The sequence below is a fragment of the Tunturiibacter gelidiferens genome (assembly GCF_014201335.1).
Classification (GTDB): domain Bacteria; phylum Acidobacteriota; class Terriglobia; order Terriglobales; family Acidobacteriaceae; genus Edaphobacter; species Edaphobacter lichenicola_E.
Genome location: NZ_JACHEB010000006.1, coordinates 220,791 through 238,162 on the forward strand (window position 1 = coordinate 220,791; position 17,372 = coordinate 238,162).

The 17,372-nt window shown below is 53.9% G+C and carries 21 protein-coding genes; 11 read left to right on the forward strand and 10 right to left on the reverse strand.

What is annotated here, in order from left to right; genetic code table 11:
- Nucleotides 1-38 precede the first annotated feature (38 nt).
- Nucleotides 39-1,268, reverse strand: a complete 1,230-nt coding sequence (locus tag HDF14_RS14155) for an amino acid deaminase (protein ID WP_260698279.1) — start codon at nt 1,266-1,268, stop codon at nt 39-41.
- Nucleotides 1,269-1,394: 126 nt separating this feature from the next.
- Between HDF14_RS14155 and HDF14_RS14160 the strand changes: the two genes are divergently transcribed.
- From HDF14_RS14160 to pstS, 9 genes are all read left to right on the forward strand, one after another.
- Nucleotides 1,395-2,849, forward strand: coding sequence for an N-acyl-D-amino-acid deacylase family protein (locus HDF14_RS14160; RefSeq protein ID WP_183977777.1), 1,455 nt, complete (start codon nt 1,395-1,397; stop codon nt 2,847-2,849).
- A 53-nt stretch (nt 2,850-2,902) separates the two neighbouring features.
- Entirely contained in the window at nt 2,903-3,295 is a 393-nt protein-coding gene (locus HDF14_RS14165; RefSeq protein ID WP_183977779.1) for a RidA family protein, read from the forward strand.
- 7 nt (nt 3,296-3,302) lie between these two features.
- A complete protein-coding gene (locus tag HDF14_RS14170; protein WP_183977781.1) occupies nt 3,303-4,652 on the forward strand; it encodes a gluconate:H+ symporter in 1,350 nt (449 codons plus the stop codon).
- A gap of 127 nt (nt 4,653-4,779) precedes the next feature.
- Nucleotides 4,780-5,334 (forward strand): CorA family divalent cation transporter, encoded by a 555-nt coding sequence (locus tag HDF14_RS14175; protein ID WP_183977783.1) that lies wholly within the window; start codon nt 4,780-4,782, stop codon nt 5,332-5,334.
- Between the two features lie 840 nt (nt 5,335-6,174).
- Nucleotides 6,175-6,609: a hypothetical protein gene (locus tag HDF14_RS26650; RefSeq protein ID WP_260698280.1), complete on the forward strand. Its 435-nt coding sequence runs from the start codon at nt 6,175-6,177 to the stop codon at nt 6,607-6,609.
- A complete protein-coding gene (locus HDF14_RS27575) occupies nt 6,519-6,809 on the forward strand; it encodes a carbohydrate porin (protein ID WP_406707224.1) in 291 nt (96 codons plus the stop codon). Before HDF14_RS26650 ends, HDF14_RS27575 begins: the two co-directional genes overlap by 91 nt.
- A 25-nt stretch (nt 6,810-6,834) precedes the next feature.
- On the forward strand, nt 6,835-7,221 hold the full coding sequence (locus HDF14_RS14185) for a hypothetical protein (protein WP_183978083.1): 387 nt from the start codon (nt 6,835-6,837) through the stop codon (nt 7,219-7,221).
- A complete protein-coding gene (locus HDF14_RS27580; protein ID WP_183977787.1) occupies nt 7,191-7,517 on the forward strand; it encodes a substrate-binding domain-containing protein in 327 nt (108 codons plus the stop codon). The genes HDF14_RS14185 and HDF14_RS27580 overlap by 31 nt, the downstream gene beginning before the upstream one ends.
- Nucleotides 7,514-8,170 (forward strand): phosphate ABC transporter substrate-binding protein PstS, encoded by a 657-nt coding sequence (pstS, locus tag HDF14_RS14195; RefSeq protein WP_183977789.1) that lies wholly within the window; start codon nt 7,514-7,516, stop codon nt 8,168-8,170. Before HDF14_RS27580 ends, pstS begins: the two co-directional genes overlap by 4 nt.
- Nucleotides 8,171-8,496: 326 nt before the next feature.
- Here pstS and HDF14_RS14200 read toward each other — a convergent pair whose 3' ends face one another.
- The 9 genes from HDF14_RS14200 to HDF14_RS14240 form a co-directional block, all read right to left on the reverse strand.
- Nucleotides 8,497-9,183, reverse strand: coding sequence for a rhodanese-like domain-containing protein (locus HDF14_RS14200; protein ID WP_183977791.1), 687 nt, complete (start codon nt 9,181-9,183; stop codon nt 8,497-8,499).
- Between the two features lie 43 nt (nt 9,184-9,226).
- Nucleotides 9,227-12,022, reverse strand: coding sequence for a serine/threonine-protein kinase (locus HDF14_RS14205; RefSeq protein WP_183977793.1), 2,796 nt, complete (start codon nt 12,020-12,022; stop codon nt 9,227-9,229).
- Complete coding sequence (locus HDF14_RS14210; protein ID WP_183977795.1) at nt 12,019-12,630, reverse strand: ECF-type sigma factor; 612 nt, start codon at nt 12,628-12,630, stop codon at nt 12,019-12,021. The genes HDF14_RS14205 and HDF14_RS14210 overlap by 4 nt, the downstream gene beginning before the upstream one ends.
- Before the next feature lie 311 nt (nt 12,631-12,941).
- Complete coding sequence (locus HDF14_RS14215; protein WP_183978085.1) at nt 12,942-13,091, reverse strand: hypothetical protein; 150 nt, start codon at nt 13,089-13,091, stop codon at nt 12,942-12,944.
- A 309-nt stretch (nt 13,092-13,400) separates the two neighbouring features.
- A complete protein-coding gene (locus tag HDF14_RS14220; RefSeq protein WP_183977797.1) occupies nt 13,401-13,988 on the reverse strand; it encodes a substrate-binding domain-containing protein in 588 nt (195 codons plus the stop codon).
- A gap of 40 nt (nt 13,989-14,028) precedes the next feature.
- Nucleotides 14,029-14,295, reverse strand: a complete 267-nt coding sequence (locus tag HDF14_RS14225) for a hypothetical protein (protein WP_183977799.1) — start codon at nt 14,293-14,295, stop codon at nt 14,029-14,031.
- Nucleotides 14,292-14,579, reverse strand: coding sequence for a hypothetical protein (locus HDF14_RS14230; RefSeq protein WP_183977801.1), 288 nt, complete (start codon nt 14,577-14,579; stop codon nt 14,292-14,294). The genes HDF14_RS14225 and HDF14_RS14230 overlap by 4 nt, the downstream gene beginning before the upstream one ends.
- Nucleotides 14,580-14,601: 22 nt before the next feature.
- Nucleotides 14,602-15,246, reverse strand: a complete 645-nt coding sequence (locus tag HDF14_RS14235) for a porin (protein WP_183977803.1) — start codon at nt 15,244-15,246, stop codon at nt 14,602-14,604.
- Nucleotides 15,243-15,545: a hypothetical protein gene (locus HDF14_RS14240; RefSeq protein WP_183977805.1), complete on the reverse strand. Its 303-nt coding sequence runs from the start codon at nt 15,543-15,545 to the stop codon at nt 15,243-15,245. Before HDF14_RS14240 ends, HDF14_RS14235 begins: the two co-directional genes overlap by 4 nt.
- 679 nt (nt 15,546-16,224) lie before the next feature.
- Here HDF14_RS14240 and HDF14_RS14245 point away from each other — a divergent pair.
- Nucleotides 16,225-16,629, forward strand: coding sequence for a CorA family divalent cation transporter (locus HDF14_RS14245; RefSeq protein ID WP_183978060.1), 405 nt, complete (start codon nt 16,225-16,227; stop codon nt 16,627-16,629).
- A complete protein-coding gene (locus HDF14_RS27585) occupies nt 16,589-16,801 on the forward strand; it encodes a CorA family divalent cation transporter (protein ID WP_183977807.1) in 213 nt (70 codons plus the stop codon). Before HDF14_RS14245 ends, HDF14_RS27585 begins: the two co-directional genes overlap by 41 nt.
- Nucleotides 16,802-17,372 lie beyond the last annotated feature (571 nt).

The following is a 17,372-nucleotide window of genomic DNA, read 5'->3' on the forward strand; positions in this document are numbered from 1 at the left end:
TTCCAGCAGGAAGCGGCTCTTACGGCTTCGAGGACCGGTTAGAAGAAGGTCTGAATGACGTCGACAACCTGATAGTTGGCATCCAGAACCGGTAGCAGACGCCATTTATCAAAAGTCAGGCAAGGGTGCGAGATATCGAAGCCGATCATGTCGCCTACGTGTAGATCATCCTCACCGGTGATTTGCAGGTAGGCGTGCTGATCCATCATTTTGGTAAGCGACCAGTGCGCGGGAGCCATTTTAGGCGCTGCATCCCCTGGCCTGAAGTGCAACGCGGGCGTTGGGAGACCGGCATCAAAGGCGGCATCGCGCTTTCCCATTCCGATGATCGCCCTCTCGGTCTCTGGTATAGACTGCACGTAGGCCCAGACCTGAAGTGCGGGCAAAAGGCTTGAACCCATTTGGCCTGCGATAGGATTTCGTTGATGGATCTTCGCTTGCGCCTCGCGATACGCACCTACGTCGTGTGTGAGATAGCAACCCGGGCGCAGGACGACCTCGATGGTGTCTCCGAACCCTGCAGCGGAGAATTCTTCGGCAACCACGTCGTACCAGGCAGAACCGGCGCCTGAAAGCAGGATGGGTGATTGCTGAAAGCGTCTCTCATCAGCAAGCGTGCGCGTAATGTTAACCGCCCTTTGAAGAAATGCGCGTACGGAAGACTCTTCCTCCAAAACACCTTCATAAATCTCGACGCCGCTGAGGGTGATGGAACCGCTCCAGCGGGAAAGAGCGTCCAGCACGGACTGTAACTGCTGCTCGTTGCGGACGCCAGATCGACCTCCCATCACTCCTAACTCGAGCAACACGTTGAGACGCTGCTTCCCTTTCGAGAAGAACGCACCTAGTTGTTCGACCTGGGCCGCTGAATCGATCAGGCAGTAGTAAATAAACTTCGGATCTTCGAGCAGCCGTGCGACCATGGACATATTTTCCTTACCGATCAGTTGATTCGCCATGAGAACACGACGCACTCCGTGCCTGTAGGCGACCAGTGTCTGATGTGCAGTCGCAAGTGTAATTCCCCAGGCGCCCCCCTGTAATTGCAGCTCAAATAATCGGGGAGCCATGGTTGTCTTGCCGTGGGGCGCAAGTTGGACACCATAGCGGTTTATAAACTGCTGCATCCAATCCAGGTTGTGCAATATCCTGTCTTTATACAAAACGGCTGCGGGCAGGCTGAGATCTTCTCGCAGCAGGTTCCAATCCAGTTGTGCAATCTCTTCATGTTCGACCGCTCGCTCAAGAAAGCCCACACCTTTATTCAAGGGGGCAATCGCGGAAAGAGTGGATGTGCGCGTCGAGCTTCGATTGTTCAATTCAAGGGCGTCCATAATCGAGAGTGCGGGAACGAAGATACCGATGAATATAGCCTATATCTTGAAGGAGCCAGGATGCCACGTTGCGACACATTGATCCGTAATGCACGGGTTCTTGACGGCACCGGTGCGGAGTCTGTCTCCATGGATGTAGCTATTCGCAACGACAGAATCTGCGAAATCGGCAGATCTCTTGACTACGAGGCGCCAGAGTCGATCGACGCCGATGGTCTGGTGCTGGCGCCCGGTTTTATTGATGTCCATACCCATGACGACACCGCCGTGATTCGTACACCATCGATGCTGCCGAAGATCTCGCAGGGTGTTACCACAGTCATTGTTGGCAACTGCGGCATCAGCGCCACTCCAGTCGCGTTGCGCGGCGAGCCGCCTGACCCGATGAACCTGCTTGGCGGAGCGGAGGATTTTCGCTATCCAACCTTTGCCACGTATCTCGACGCCATCCGAGTTGCGCAGCCCGCGGTGAACGTCGGCGTGCTGATCGGTCACACGGCCCTGCGCAATAACCATATGGACCGGCTTGATCGCGCTGCAACGGAGGCTGAAGTTGAAGCGATGCAAGAGCAATTGCGGGAAGCTCTCGACGGCGGAGCACTGGGTTTGAGTTCTGGCCTAGCCTATCTCTCCGCTTACGCGGCGTCCACCGAAGAGGTGCTAGCGTTGGCGAAGCCACTGGAGGCGGCAGGCGCGGTGTACACAACGCACATGCGCACTGAGACCGACGGCATCCTCGATGCGATGCGCGAGGCGTTCGAAGTCGGTCGTCTGAGCCATGTGCCGGTTATCGTCTCTCACTTGAAGTGTGCCGGCATCGCCAACTGGGGCCGCGGTGGTGAGGTGCTACATGCGCTGGAGGTCGCGCGAACGTCGCAACCTGCGGGCTGCGATTGCTATCCCTATGCGGCAGGCTCAAGCACACTCGATCTTCGCCAGGTAGATGAGCGGGTTCGCATCACGATTACCTGGAGCACGCCACATCCGGAGGTGGCTGGGCAATACCTGGCGCAGATTGCAGAGCACTGGCAGATGAGCCAGTTGAATGCGGCCCGACAACTACAACCGGCTGGCGCGATCTATCACAGCATCTCCGAGGACGACATGCGCCAGATCCTGCGCCACTCCGCGACTATGATCGGATCCGATGGTCTGCCTAACGACCCGCGACCGCATCCCCGCCTGTGGGGCACCTTTCCACGTGTTCTGGGACGATATAGCCGCGACGAAGGATTGTTCTCGCTCCCAGAGGCCATTCACAAGATGACCGGACTGCCAGCGCAAAGGTTCGGGCTAGCCAAGCGTGGACTGATACGCAAGGACTATCATGCCGATTTGGTGCTCTTCGATCCGGAGACGATCATTGACATGGCAACGTTCTCCGATCCAATACGTCCAGCCCACGGTATTGCGGCTGTATGGGTGAACGGCGTTCTCTCCTATACCATCGACGGAGCTACGGGATCTCGCGGGGGACGCTTTCTGCCTCGCGGCGAGAGTTCATGGATTCAATGATTCAATAAGTAGTTGAATAAATGATTTGGTAGTTCAATCTTAAGGAGTTCGGGATGAGCATCAAGCGATACGGCGTTGAAGGCGGAAAGGGTACGGGTGGTCAGCATCTTCCTTTTGCGAGGGCGGTCGAAGCAGACGGATGGCTGTATGTATCGGGCCAGGTTCCGATGGTTCAAGGTGAGATCATAGCGGGCAATATCGTTGCCCAGTCGCAACAGGCGATTCGCAATCTGCTGGCGATTCTGAACGAAGCCGGGTATGGCCCGGAGCATGTGGTGCGCTGTGGCGTCTGGCTTGAAGATCCGCGCGACTTTTCTTCATTCAATGCCGTCTTTAAAGAACACTTCGGCGAAAATCCCCCTGCGCGCGCGTGCGTCGTATCGAGCATGGTTGTCGACTGCAAGGTGGAGATCGATTGCGTGGCCTATAAGGCGCAGGGGAATTGATCCGCCGATGATCGATCACCACAGTATCTTTTTGCTGGTCTCCGCATTCGTATCGGTGATTTGCCTGATTCTGCTGATTGCAGTCGTAAAACTCAATCCAGTAATCACGCTTATTGTCATAGCCCTGTCTCTTGCCGTGGTTGTGGGCATGCCACTCGCTACCGTAATTCATTCTTTTGAGGCGGGTGTCGGCTCGACGCTTGGGCACATCGCGATCGTGGTGGCGTTGGGCACAATGCTGGGCAAGATGATGGCAGAATCTGGTGGTGCGGACCAGATCGCATATACCCTTATCCGGCTGTTTGGCGAGAAGAATATCCCGTGGGCCATGGTGGTTATCGGGTTCCTGGTAGGCCTGCCTGCTTTCTTCGAGGTAGGCTTCGTTCTGCTGATTCCGATTGTGTTTACCGTGGTCCGGCGTACAGGAACTTCGCTTATCCTGGTCGGCTTGCCCATGCTGGCTGGGCTTTCCGTGGTCCACGGATTGGTGCCGCCACACCCTGCGGCACTGCTGGCGGTAACAATTTACAAGGCTGATGTGGGTCGTACGATTCTTTATGCATTGATTGTCGGAATTCCGACGGCGGTGGTTGCAGGACCGATTTTCGCGAAGCTAATTGCGCCGCACGTGCACCTCGGCAAGGAGAATCAGATGGCGAAGGATTTCTCTGACCACGATAAAGAACGGAACCTGCCAAGCTTCGGGCTCACCTTATTCACCATCCTGCTGCCAGTGTTTCTGATGTTGATCGGGAGTTGGGCAGACGCTATTTCCGCGCGTGGCAGCGCTCTGAATGGTGGGTTGCACCTGATCGGCAATGACGATCTGGCTCTACTCGTCGGTGTGCTGTTCAGCTTTGTGACGTTAGGCAAGATGAGGGGTTTTTCAGGAGAAACGATCCTCCGTTTCAGCAATGAATGCCTGGCGCCCACCGCAACTATTACGCTCCTGGTTGGCGCGGGCGGCGGCTTCGGACGGATACTGCAGGACAGCGGTGTATCCAATGCGATTATTGTCCTCGCGATGCATAGTCACGTTCCTTTGATCCTGCTGGCCTGGATTCTCGCTGCGCTGCTCCGCCTCGCGACTGGATCGGCAACCGTGGCCATGACAACAGCTGCCGGCATTGTGGCCCCAATCGCTTTGAATAGCCCGGGAGTTCATCCCGAGTTGCTCGCCATCGCCACGGGCGCGGGTTCGCTCATCTTCTCTCATGTCAATGACGGCGGTTTCTGGCTGGTGAAGGAGTACTTTGGGATGAGCGTCGTCCAAACGATCAAGACCTGGTCCGTCTGTGAAACGATCATCTCCGTTATGGGGCTAATTCTCACGATCGCTTTATCGCTCGTAGTCTGACGCTGCTGATCGAACTGCCACTTGCCACGCAACACTTGGTGATTGCATCATCTCGCCTTTTTCGTAGGTTTAATTCTGGCTCTGAGGACAAGAGATTTCCCTCTGCCGAAAGTTTTCGGGAGGAACCGTGCGTCATCGTCACATTCAGCTAGCAACTCAGTTGATGGCTGACTTCCACTACTTCAATAACTACTGGTTTCACCTGGAACCCACCACCAAGGACGAGGAACTCGAGAACTTTGCGCTGTTGAGCAATGCGTATCAGCTTGGCCCCGCAAAGGAGAAGCTCGAAGACCTAATCGATAGACTTTCCGGATACATTGATCGACTCTACGCCCTACGCAATAGCGACGCCGTGAACAGACTGGCCATGATGAGCGTCATACTGGGCGTCGGCGCTCTGGTCACCGGCTATTACGGGATGAACATTCCGCACCTTGCGACCCTGTTGCAGAACGGCAAGACTTCGGTCTGGTCGCTGGTGCTGACTTCTTTGATGGCTGTCGCTTCGCTGTGGTTCATCTTCTACATCGTGGCGTCGAATTGGCTGGATTATCGAGCCAGCATCTTGCCCCATCGTTATCGAAAAGCCATCGGAACAGTTAGCCTTCGAGGGCTGCACCGCCATGATGAGGCAAATTTAGGGACGTCGAAAGACAATCCTGGTCTACCTGAGAGTTAGGCACGCCACGGCAGTCTCTAGAGATTCAGAAACTGATCAATTATGGAATACGCTTGGTAGGTTGAGACGGATGATCGAGGCCGCTCCCAAACGCGACTGGCGAAGACGACGAGGAGGTTCTTCGCCGCTGCCGGTTCGCGTCTGGACTCGTATGACCTCGTTTTTCTGTTCTGGATGCTTGCATTCGTCTCTCAGGCTGCCGCGCAACGTCCGGATATTACAGAACCCTAGAAACCCGGGGTCGTAGTGGGAAATGAAAGCCCGATCATAATGTTTCCGCATGCCGCCGAAGGTCGGTTCTGGCTGTCTGGTCAGGCGACTTTTGTCTATCAGACGAACCGGAGTTTTATGCGGCGTACTCGGGAGAGCATAGTTTTAGGGCAAACTACGACAAGGCTACTGGGCGGATCATGATGCTCTATGGGGGCTATCAGTTCTCTAGGTTGGGGGAGGTGTTGGTCTCGGCCGAAGAAGCCGGCGGCCTCGGTTTAAGCTCAGCGCTGGGCATCGCTGCATTCCCCAATCTAGACGCGGTACGAGATGCAACTCTCATGAGACAACAGTTAGTCGCGGGCCGCTTTCGACATTGTCCCAATTACCTTCCCGTCGTCTGGAACTTCGAATCGGGAAATTTGCGGTAACCGATTTCTTCGATACCAACTCGGTACGCGGGGACAGTCACCTGCAGTTTTTGAACTGGGTCATTGACCAGAACGGAGCTTATGATTTCACCGGATACTCGCGCGGCTATACATTGGGGGTAATGATCGAGTATCAAAGCCCAAAGTGGGGAGCGCGATTTGCCGAGGCTCTCATGCCCGGGCGAATAATGGAGGCCCATTGGTTTGGAACCTGCGCAAAGCCAACACTTCCAATCTGGAGTTCGAGCTGCATCGCGGTCTGTTACCGAAGAAGGACGGCATCATTCGTTTGCTGGCCTATGTGAATAACGCCAATATGGGCATTTACCGCTATGCGAACGAACAGTACCTGCAGGGAACGGTGGCCCAACCGGACATAGACAATGATCCCTTTCAGGTGACGACGAAGTATGGTTTCGGAATCAATATGGAACAGGCTTTGTCTAAAGACGTTACTGCATACGGGCGTTTCGGATGGGACAATGGCAAAACCGAGTCGTGGTCGTTCACGGAAATAGACCAACGTTCGCCGGCGGCATCGGCGTGGTCGGGAACGCATGGAAACGAAATAACGACCGCGCGGGTCTCGCGTTTGCCACAAACGGAATTGCGAAAGACCACATCCTCTATTTGAGCCATGGGGGACTAGGTTTCGTCCTTGGCGATGGAGGATTAAAGTATGGACGCGAGAACCTGTTGGATAGCTATTACACTGTCCACATCTGGCGAGGAATCTACCTTAGACCCGACTTCCAGTACGTTGTGCATCCGGGATATAACGAGGCACGAGGCCCGGTGTTCGTGCCGTCGTTCCGGGTGTACGTTGAATTTTAGACGGACTGTCAGACAAGTGAGGTCTTTGGCGAGAATCGGGATTGCAGCCGCGATGGTGGCAGCCTTATTGGCTTGCCATGCTCTTGGCCGGACGGCGACCTCGTTTCCGTCGGTTAAGAAGCTCTTTGTGCAACCATTCGGGGCTGAGAAACAGGACGACCTGCTACGCCTAAGCCTGTTGGGACGCCTCAAGAAGAGCAACGAGTACCAGGTCGTTGACAACGTGAGTGACGCAGACGCAATTCTCAAAGGGAATGGCCGGATATGGGTGAAGGGCCACGTCACAGTTAACTTTAGAGCGCCTGCAGCCAATCGCCAGCCTCTGTATGCAGGGTTTTTTTCGATAGAAATTACCAGCAAGGGAGGAGAGCCGCTGTGGTCATGCTTAGTGACGCCGAGCAAATTTTCCTAGACGAACATTGCCGACGACCTTGCGGACAATCTGACCCAGGAGATGCTCGCGCAAGGAAAGATACTGCCATCACGGGCTCAGCATTTAGTGTCAAACAGAGCCTGGCAAAAGCGGACCTGCACGGCGCCGGGGCAACATTTCCGGCCCCGATTTACCTCCTATGGTTCCAGTCGTTTCAGCGAGAGCACCCTGAGGTTCGTCTCAGTTATTCGGCGGTCGGCTCCGAATCAGGAGTCCGGATGCTTGCTGAAAGAGGGGTGGATTTTGCGGCTTCCACGTCTCGCCGCAGGAGATGAGTACTGCTGCATCTCACAACGTCAAATTTCATCGGTTTGCAACCGTGCTCGGAGGTGTCGTTCCTATTTACCACCTGGAAGGTTTAACCAGGGATCTAAACTTTACAGCGGACACGCTTGCTGCCGTCTACCTCGGCAAAGTGACGAGGTTGAATGATGGAGAGATCAGAAATTCGAATAGAGGGGTAAATCTCCCAGATGCCCCCATCGTCGTTATTCACAGGTCCGACGGTAGCGGATCAACGTACGCATGGAGCGACTTTCTGTCGAGAATCAATCCTGAGTGGAAAGACAAGATAGGCAGGGGCACCAAGCTCAAGTGGCCGATCGGACAAGGGGCCGAAGGCAGTGAAGGAGTGGCTTCGGAAGTCGAGAAGACGCCCAATGCGATCGGCTATGTCGAATTTGTCTATGCAATCGAACACCAACTATGTTTTGGTGCGGTACAGAACAGTTCGGATAAGTTTGTCAGGGCCAGCCTCGATAGCCTCGCGGAGGCGGCAAAGACAGCGGCCGCTGATGCCACTATCAATTCATCTGCTTCGATAACAGATCCTTCCGGTAAGGCGGCTTACCCAATCGCCAGCTTTACCTGGTTGGTGATTCCTGAACAAATCTCCGATACCGCAAAAAGCAGGCCCTGCTTGAGGTAATCCGATGGTTACTTACATCCGGGCAAAAGGAATGTTCAGCGCTGGGGTACGCTCCCCTGCCCAACGAGATTGCAAATCAACGGTTCAATCTGCTCGATGCTATCAAGTAGGTCAAGAACGATATGGACCGACGTCCGCCTAATTGTCGTCTGTCTTCGCCCACACGAGCCCGGCCGCTATGAGCAGAAGATACGGGTCGACTAAAAGCTGTAGAGTTGCGCCGATGAAGTCTATGGTCACTGCATTACCTCCTTACTCGCATTGCGTAGAGTGGAGGGACAATCGCTCATCCACGCAATACCGGCATCCTTGAAGATTGGTTGTGCTTACCCCTGCGTTACACCATCGAACTGTTCAACTCGGATATCTGGAGAAAGCGTCAACTCAGCGGTGAGCTGCATTTCAATCCCTCCAGGCAATACCCTGACATCTCGAAGTTCATGCCGCAGAAGTAAACTTGCCGCGATCATAGCTCGATATCCCTCTCGGCAGTAAATGATTGCCGGCTTCGAATCCTGGGCCAGACGTGATGCCGATACCCTGTCAAGCTCCTGCAGCGGTTCACACGACGAACCCGCCAAGTGATCCTTTAGCCACTCAGCCCGACTACGAACATCCACAATCTTGAACGGTGCATTCTGTTGTCGCCACTCATGAAGTAATTCATTGCCTAATATTGTGATCTCCTCAATAGGTAGTTTCGCCTCCCTCCACCTCACCTCATCCGCCAACAAATAGCCGATCACACCTTCGATGCCCACTCTTGCCAAACGGATTTGAGCTTCTCTTGCATCGTTTGCGTCCTCGACAACCAGCAGCAACCTTCGCTTAGGTTCGATCATGATCGCTGACCAGCTGGCGAAAGGCCCAGACAGGCCGATCTGCAAAGAACCTGGTAGATGGAACGAGGCAAACTGTCTCCAGTGTCGTGTGTCCAGGACAAGTGTGCCTCGACGTTGCTCTTCTATTACATTTTCCGCTGCTAATTCGCCTAACTCCGCCAAATCAAACATGATTTCCTCTGTTATTAAAGGCGAAATTGTCTCGGAGTTTCGATCAGAGCCGGCTCATCTTATGTGACCGGAGGTCCTGGGCCAGACGCCTGACCCGCGTGCTTTCCCTCTTGCTTTCGGGAGTCTCTGCCCCGCGCCGGACCCACTCATCCCAAACCTGCTCACTCGACCGGTAATACGCGAACGCCGCTTCTTCAGCGGAGTGCCTGTCCGAGGATGATGCTCCCGGAGCGAACGCCAGACGGCGTTGTAGGTTCCCCTCGGTTTCAAGACATAGTCCAATATTTCGCAGAACCTGCAGGCTCGGGGATGAATCACCAAATTCCTGCAACAACGGTAATGCGGCATCCGCGTCTCGCGTCGCGCCGGATACATCGTTGACGCTGAGTTCAGCGTCGCTGAGCTTGCAGTAGGATCCCAATAGGTGCAGCCTGCCATGTGGGCTGGTCTCTGCCAGAGCCTGACGAATCTGGTTAGCCTCCCGCAGCGCAGAGAGGCGTTCAGTTGACTCCTTTGGCCGAAGCAACACATCTGCGAGCGCCTCGTCCCGCACTGCGATTCTATGTTTCGTCTCGGCCGCATAAAGGGGCTCCAGATTCTTCGTCAAAGCGATCGATCTTCGATACCAAGACGCCGCTTCCTCCGGCATGACTTGCCGATAGGCGTCACCCATAATTGACATCGAGACTGCCGTATCGTAGCTGGCCTGCGCATTCCTGCTGTCGTTTACTGAAAGTAACTCCGCAATCTGAAGCATCTTGCGTGCGTAGACTTGCGCCTGTTTCGACTGGCTGAGATTCAGGAAGCTTCTTCCCGAAAGCGTGAGCACCATGCGCTGGTAAGCGAGTAATAGCTCACGGCGTGTCTGAATGGAAGAAGGAAATCTCTGTATTAGCGCCTCGGTGAGATGGATCGCCTCTTCCACTTGACGTAAGGTCTCCTGTTGATCTCCGAGTTCATTCAGTGCCGCGGCCCTTCGCAGGTGGAGGTCTGCAACAAACCTGTCATGCGCTTCGTCACCACTCGGTTGATCTCCAAAAATCCCGGTAGCCTCGAGGTAGTTAGCCAATGCCTCATCGGGACGAAGCTTATTGAGCGCTACATCTCCCATTCCCGCGTAGATCATCGTCAACACCTCTGTGCGCATCGGATCGTGCGGGCTCTTCTGCCAGAATGGGCGAGCCAAGGCGAGCCCACTCTGGTACTCCTCGGTCGCTGACCGCGCATCTCCGAGGAAGGTATAAATGTCTCCGAGACGCTGGTGTGCCTTGATCACAGCCGCCGTACTCTCGGGGATATTTAGATGGGCCTTCGCCTCTATCGCGGTCCGCAGAGCGTTTTGATAGCTGGTCACCGCCGTCCCGGAGTTGCCAAGGTTTGCGACAAAGGGAGATCCCTCCAGATCGCCCACCCGGATATATGCCTTCGAGATCTCCAGCAGCAGCCGGGGATTATCTCCAGTCTTAGCGTTTAGTTGGTTTAGATAAAGCAGAGCTCGGTGAAACAAGGCGGCCTGTGCTTCGGTAGAGGTCGACGACTGCTGCAGCTTGTCAGTCATCTCCGAGATGGCGGAGTCGGCAAGGCCACGCACCTCGCTGACCCTTCGGTCTGCTACTCTAATCTGCCACGCATAACCGAAAAGGAAGACTGCGAGCATTACGACGCTCGCGCAGATCACCAACATCGCTATCCTATGGCGCCTCAGAAATTTGTCGAGCATGTAAAGAACAGAAGGTCTTCGGGCCGCTATCGGCCGTCCTCGCAGGAACCGATGCAGATCTTCCTCTAGATGCTGAACTGAAAGATATCGTCTGGATGGCTCTTGCTGCAGAGCCTTGAGGATTATTGTGTCCAGGTCACCCGACAATTCCTTGCGAATCTGAGCCGGAAGATCCTTAACTGAGCTCGGATTGGCGCGTTCCTCCTCCAGCACAACTCGCTCTGCTTCTCTGGGACTCAACCCGGCCAGCCTGTATGGTCGCGAGCCAGTGAGAAGCTCAAAGAGTAGAACTCCGAGGGAATAGACGTCAGTCGCCGTCGAGAGCTGTCTTCCAAGCAGTTGTTCAGGACTTGCATAGTCCGGGGTCATCAACCGTTGCCAGCTCTCTGTCGGAGACCGTTCATTGAGGAACGACTCCTTCACCAATGGTTTCGCGATTCCGAAGTCGATCAGCTTGACCACTCCCTCGGGAGTCACCAACACGTTGTCCGGCTTAATATCTCTATGGATAATCAGCTTTTGATGAGCGTGGTGAACAGCAGAACACACCGAGCGAAATAGATCGATCTTTTGTCTTACGCCGAGCTCTCTGGCCGCACTGGCTGCTGTGATGGGCTGCCCTTCGACGTACTCCATTACGATGAAGGGACGCCCATCTTCCGTCTCTCCTCCATCAAGGATCACTCCGATATTTGGGTGCGTCAGGGTCGCGAGCATCTGACGTTCATCACGAAATCGCTGAATGACCTCTGACGACGCGACGCCCCTACGAATCATTTTGATCGCGACGATCTGAAAGTATTGATTGTCCGATCGCACAGCCAGGTAGATGACACCCATTCCGCCGCTGTCAAGCTCCCGCACCAGCTGGTACGGCCCTACCTGGCCTCCGATCTCCGAAGCGCTCTCGATCGACTCTAGAGCGCTCAACTCACCAGCCAGCATGTTCTGAAGCTCTACTTCAGCTTCATGCTCGTAGTTGAGGAGCGAGTTGACCTCAGAAGCCAGCTCTTCGTCACCTCCACAAAGAGCCTGGACATCTTCACTCCGACGCTCTGGCGGACTTTCCAACACCCGTTGGAAGATCATCTCGATGAGCTCCCAGCGATCGATTTTCATGGCGCCCTCAACGCAGAGTTGTATGACATCTCTCGTCTGAGCCAAGCTTGTCCCAGACGAAGCTCGCGACCTACCGTGGCCACTGAGATGCCAACGCACAAGCCGATCTCTTCCGAGGTCATGCCGCCAAAAAATTTCAATTCAATCACCCGACACTTCCTCTTGTCGAACGTGGCCAGCTTAGTCAGAGCGTCGTCGAGCGAAAGTACATCGAGTCCTCTCTCATGACCAGGTACATTGAGGTCCGGATGAAACGTAGCCCTTATCCCCCCATTTCGCTTATGCGCCAGACGTCTTCGCGCATGCTCGATCAGAAGGCGCCTCATCGTGTTCGCGGCGATCGCGAAGAAGTGAATTCGGTTCTCCACCTGCATATGTGTCTGATTTGCCAACCGTAGATACACTTCGTGAACGAGAGCCGTAGGCTGTAAGGTTGGCGCCTTCGACTCGCCCCTCAATCGGATCTTGGCGACACGTACAAGATCGTCATACACCATCGCGGTGAGGCGATTGAGAGCCGATTCATCACCTTCTCGCCATCTGACTAGAAGCTGGGTGATATCACCCTGGTCAGGACTTGTTTTGTTCTCCTGGGTCAGTTCAAGCATTGTTCCCTTCCTATTCGATGTCCAAAGAGAGCAAATTGGTTCCATATCATCCAATTTGTCTCTGATTGGACCTAGAACGGGTCTAGGAAGTTACACTTCTCCCTCTGTTGCCCGCTCTATTTGTTAACGCGCAGTCAACGGCCGAAATCGATCATCGGGTAAATTGATACGCGAAGACTGAGCCGCACATGCGCCCACGTTCGATCGTGGGCACAGTCCTCTCGCCGATGCAGCCCGGGACAGACTGGAGAACCGGCATTTGAATTATGGCAGGAGAGACTAAAATCCCTCGACTACCGTACTGCGTGTATTCAGGGTATCCGAGAGATTTCCTGCATCGCCTCATCGACTACCGACGGAGGGAGTTTCACGTAGTGAAGCGCATTGACCGAGGTTTGTCCATCTTTGAGCATCCATTTCAGGAAATCGGCCATTGCCTTCGTCTTGGCTGGGTCCTTCATTTTCAGAGGAACTATCTGGGCAAAATCAGGATGTGGAGTGATCCTGAGATTGCTGATGCGAATCCGAACGTATCGCTCCCTGATGAAAAAATCATCGTTGTGCATCGCTCCGACGACTGCGACACGACTTATCTTTGGACGGAATTCCTCAGCCGAGTCAGCCCGGAGTGGAAGGCCGGTCCTGGGACGGGCCTGAGAGTGAGGTGGCCGGTGGGTTTTGGGGCCAAGGGCGACGACGGTGTGGAAGATCTCGTGATTGGCCCCACAGGTGATTACGGCACCAATGATTTAGTCAGCTGTATTTCTAAGTCAATTGGTTATGTGCAGCTTCACTATGCGGTCGAGAATCGTCTGCCGTACGGCGATGTTCAGAGCGACACTGGTGGGTTCGTGCGAGCTGCCGAGTCGAGCGTTATGGCTGCGGCTGCGAGTGCGATTCCGGATAACTATGAACCAGGTGAAAGAAGATATGGGATAGACCCCCTGTCCCGGTTCGCTCTCAATCGAGCCGCGGAAGATTCCCGCTAACGCTGCTGCGGTAAACTTCAACTCGGTATTGACGCCATTTACGTGATAAACCGGAACGACAGCTTCCAGAACAGCCGGAATCTGAAGCACATCGGGGCCAAGCTTCGTTTGCTGCTCCTGCGGCATTGGTGTGTCGGAGCCAGCAAAGTCCACTTTACCGGCTATTAGCTCTTCGACACCCATACCGGAGCCGGTTGGCCGATAGTGAATCCTAACTTCGGGATGAAGTTTCCTATAACTCTCAAACCACTTTGAATAGAGTGGATACGGTAGAGTGCTCCCTGCCCCTTGCAGGGTCTGGGTAAAGCCTGACGAGACAAAGAGAATCAGGAGTAAAAAGACCCGCGTAAAGACTGCACAGATTTTCATCGCATCCCTCGCTCTCGTTCCACAACTCCAAGCATCCCTCTTAGTAGTTGAACTGCAACTGCAACCGCAGCAGGCTACCCTTTTGACGGTTGCTTGGTTTTCCGCCGCCTTCGAAGGTGCGATCGCCGTACTGGTATTGAATGGTCGGTTCAAAGTATTTGCCAAGTTCGAATTCGATTCCGAGGTCTCCCTCGCGCACAAGGTACTTTCGCGCATCGAGTTCCTGCTTCTTTCCGCCGCTATAGTACTGGAAACGAGGATACGGATAGATGGCTACGTTGTGGGGAAACGTCTGCCTGTAGTTCAACAAAGCGTATCCTCCGTTGAGTCCTTTCTGATCGATATACTTCGTCGCGGGTTGTATTCTGGCCCCGTGCCCCAGTTGTACTTCACCTGAAGCCCCATAGGCTGCGGATAGATGATCAGACTTGTGGCGATGCGCCGGTCGTCATAGTTGAAGTCGGCGTGGCTCGGGATTGCGAGTGTACTGGAGCTCAGGTTGGAGACCTTGTACTTCCCTGTGTAGCCCTGAATGCTGGTCTCAATAAACTGTCCATTTCGCAGCTGAAACGGATAGGTATAGCGTGCCACATAGTGAAAATCGTTGTTGCCCTCAAGGGTGTTGACGATCTGACCATTGAAGAAGCCAGTGCCAAACTCTCCGAAGTCTCCCGATCCTTTCAACCCGGCTTACCAACTCGTTGAATCGGGCACGTATCGCAGGTCGAGCCCAGTAATAAAAGATACCGAGGTCGCGCTCATTTGCGAACGCGCTGTTGAGGGCGTCGGTACGGTCGAGATTCAAACGGTTTGAACTGGACGGCAGTTCCTCGAAGCCATAGGGAATCTTCGATTGGCCGACGCGGAATCTGTTCTGCTTCTCGCGGTCGATCGAGAGATCGAAGTAGGCGTCACGCAACTGGGCGAAGTTTAGACTGGTGCCGCTGGAGGCGGCAAAGTCGGGCTGAATGTAGACCGCAACGTGATCGCTGACATTGCCGGAGAGGACGAGGCGCAAGCGGCGAATAAAAAAAGTGTTGCCGGGTCCGATGGATTTGTCGCACTGCTCGCACTTGTAGTTGGGGTTGGCGAGATTATTCTCACGCACCTGCATGTATCCACGCAGCGAATACTTGTTGGACCAAAGCTTTGTGTCCTTAACGTACGGCTCTTGCTTCTGCTCCTGCCGCAAAGAAGGAGACGCTATGGCCTCCACGGGAGCCGCTACCGCCACGGTGGGTGGTGGAATAGGCGTCACGGCCACTTCGGGCGGCGCAGGGGTAACACCCGCTGCGGGAGCCGCGGGAGATGGGGGGGTGCATTGGGGTTCAGGAGTTTCATCAGAAGAGCTGTTTGCTCAGCGAAGCAGGACTGAAGCGCATTAGTCTGAACCTGTTGCGCAGCCAGCTGATCCGCCTGATCAGAAACCGTCTTCCTAAGACGGCGTACCTCATCGCTCTCCGATGTCTCTGAAGTTGGCGTCGTCTGAGTTTGCCCGGATATGGTCTGAACCGAAAAGGCGAAAAGCACAATCGCGGCTACAAAAGACTGTCTCATGGAGGAAACCTCCGGTTAAATACAACTAATCTCGAATTCCTCCTCAAAAAAATGAATGTTCGGGTAACTTCGTCACCCCGTTGAACAGATGGCAGCGAAAGTTTTGATCGTGAACGTTGAAAACGAACTAGTTGATTCAATCTTCAGATCGATTGTTATCGAATGCTTCTTGCGCTAGTTGAAATGCGATCAACATGTTGTTGACGTCAAGTTAGGAGATTTTGCCAGCTTTTCATAAAGAAGCATCGTGGTTGCGCGGTCAGATCGCGCGACCACACCGCCAAGAGGAAAACCGACTCAAACCACTGATCACCAATTTTCTTTAATAGCTGTTGGGGAGCGTTGTAAAGTCAAGCTGACAAACGAGAAGACTATTTATGGTCAATGCCTTTATAAGATTTGGCGACGGCAACACAATAATCTCCTCCGATGCGGGGAAGCTTTCTAGCGCATTTCTAGACCCCTCCGCACAGTTCTGGGTAGACTTCTGCGCTCCCACTGACCCTGAGCACGCACTCCTCAGAGACCTCTTTGGTTTTCATCCGCTTGCCGTAGAAGACGTCATCCATGAAGTTCAAAGGCCGAAACTCGAGAGTTACGCCATGGTCGGGGGCCGTCTAAAGACGGACTATTTCATCCTCGTCATTCATGGTCCCCATATCGATCCGGACCCGAACGCCTGTTCCAGACGACCGAACTCGATATCTTCTTTTCGCAGAGGTATCTGGTCACTTTTTACGAGCAGCCAATGTCGTCTGTCCAGGAGATGTTCAAGCGAGTTGAAGTTAATCCAGAAGTCAAGCAATGGGAGATAGATATATTGCTCTATGAGTTGCTTGATCGTTTGATGGACCAATACGCGCCCATCCTCGATGATTTTCAGGAATCACTCGACAAACTCGAGGAACTTGCTATCGATAACCCGCCACCGGAATTCCTTGTGACGATCTCTGATCGCAAAACGGAGCTGCTCAACCTTCGCCGTATTATGACGCAGCAGCGGGAAATTTCTAGGGAAACTGACGCGGGGAGAGGTGCAGTTCATGGGCCAGTTGTCACGGATTTATTTCCGGGACGTTCTTGATCATTTGAACCGCGACGTTGAGTCAATCGACATCTATCGGGATCTGTTGATGGGATGTCGCGACATCTATATGTCGAATATCAACAATCGCCTGAACAGGATCATGAAGACGCTGGCAATCATTAGCGTGGTCACTCTGCCCTTGACTGTGATTACAAGCTTTTGGGAATGAACTTCGCAGACACGATCTCGGGATTACGAAGCCATTCACATTCGCCGCCGCGATGCTGCTGATGATATGCCTTGGTTTATTTTTCTTTTCTTTTTCCGCAAGAACGGTTGGCTCTAGCGTTAAGACCTCAACGTTAAATTTGGGGCCAACCAAGCGCATGAGGCTTCATGACTAATTTGCGCATCTAAGCCTCTGAATACTGTGCGGCTGCGTCAATGAGATCCAGCGGCGCTTCGCCGCCTCTTCCGAGTATTCAATTGCATCGAGTGGCATCAGTCGCGTGAATTCACCATTTGGATACTCCAGCACAACGCCCTCTAACTCGTCGAAAATCTTGCAAATTTTGAATGGGTACCTGATGCGGTAAGCGGTGACGATATCGCCGACTTGCGGCCTTCGATGTGTGCGCATAGTTGAACCTCATCCGTCGAAACGACTGTAACGACATTATGAATATTCACCGGACCCGGTTGTAACACGTATTAGCGAGGAGCTGCGCACACGAACTGTGAAAGATTCACCAGAAGATCACTGCTTCCCTGCCCGCAAAGCGCCCCGACAATTCACATTG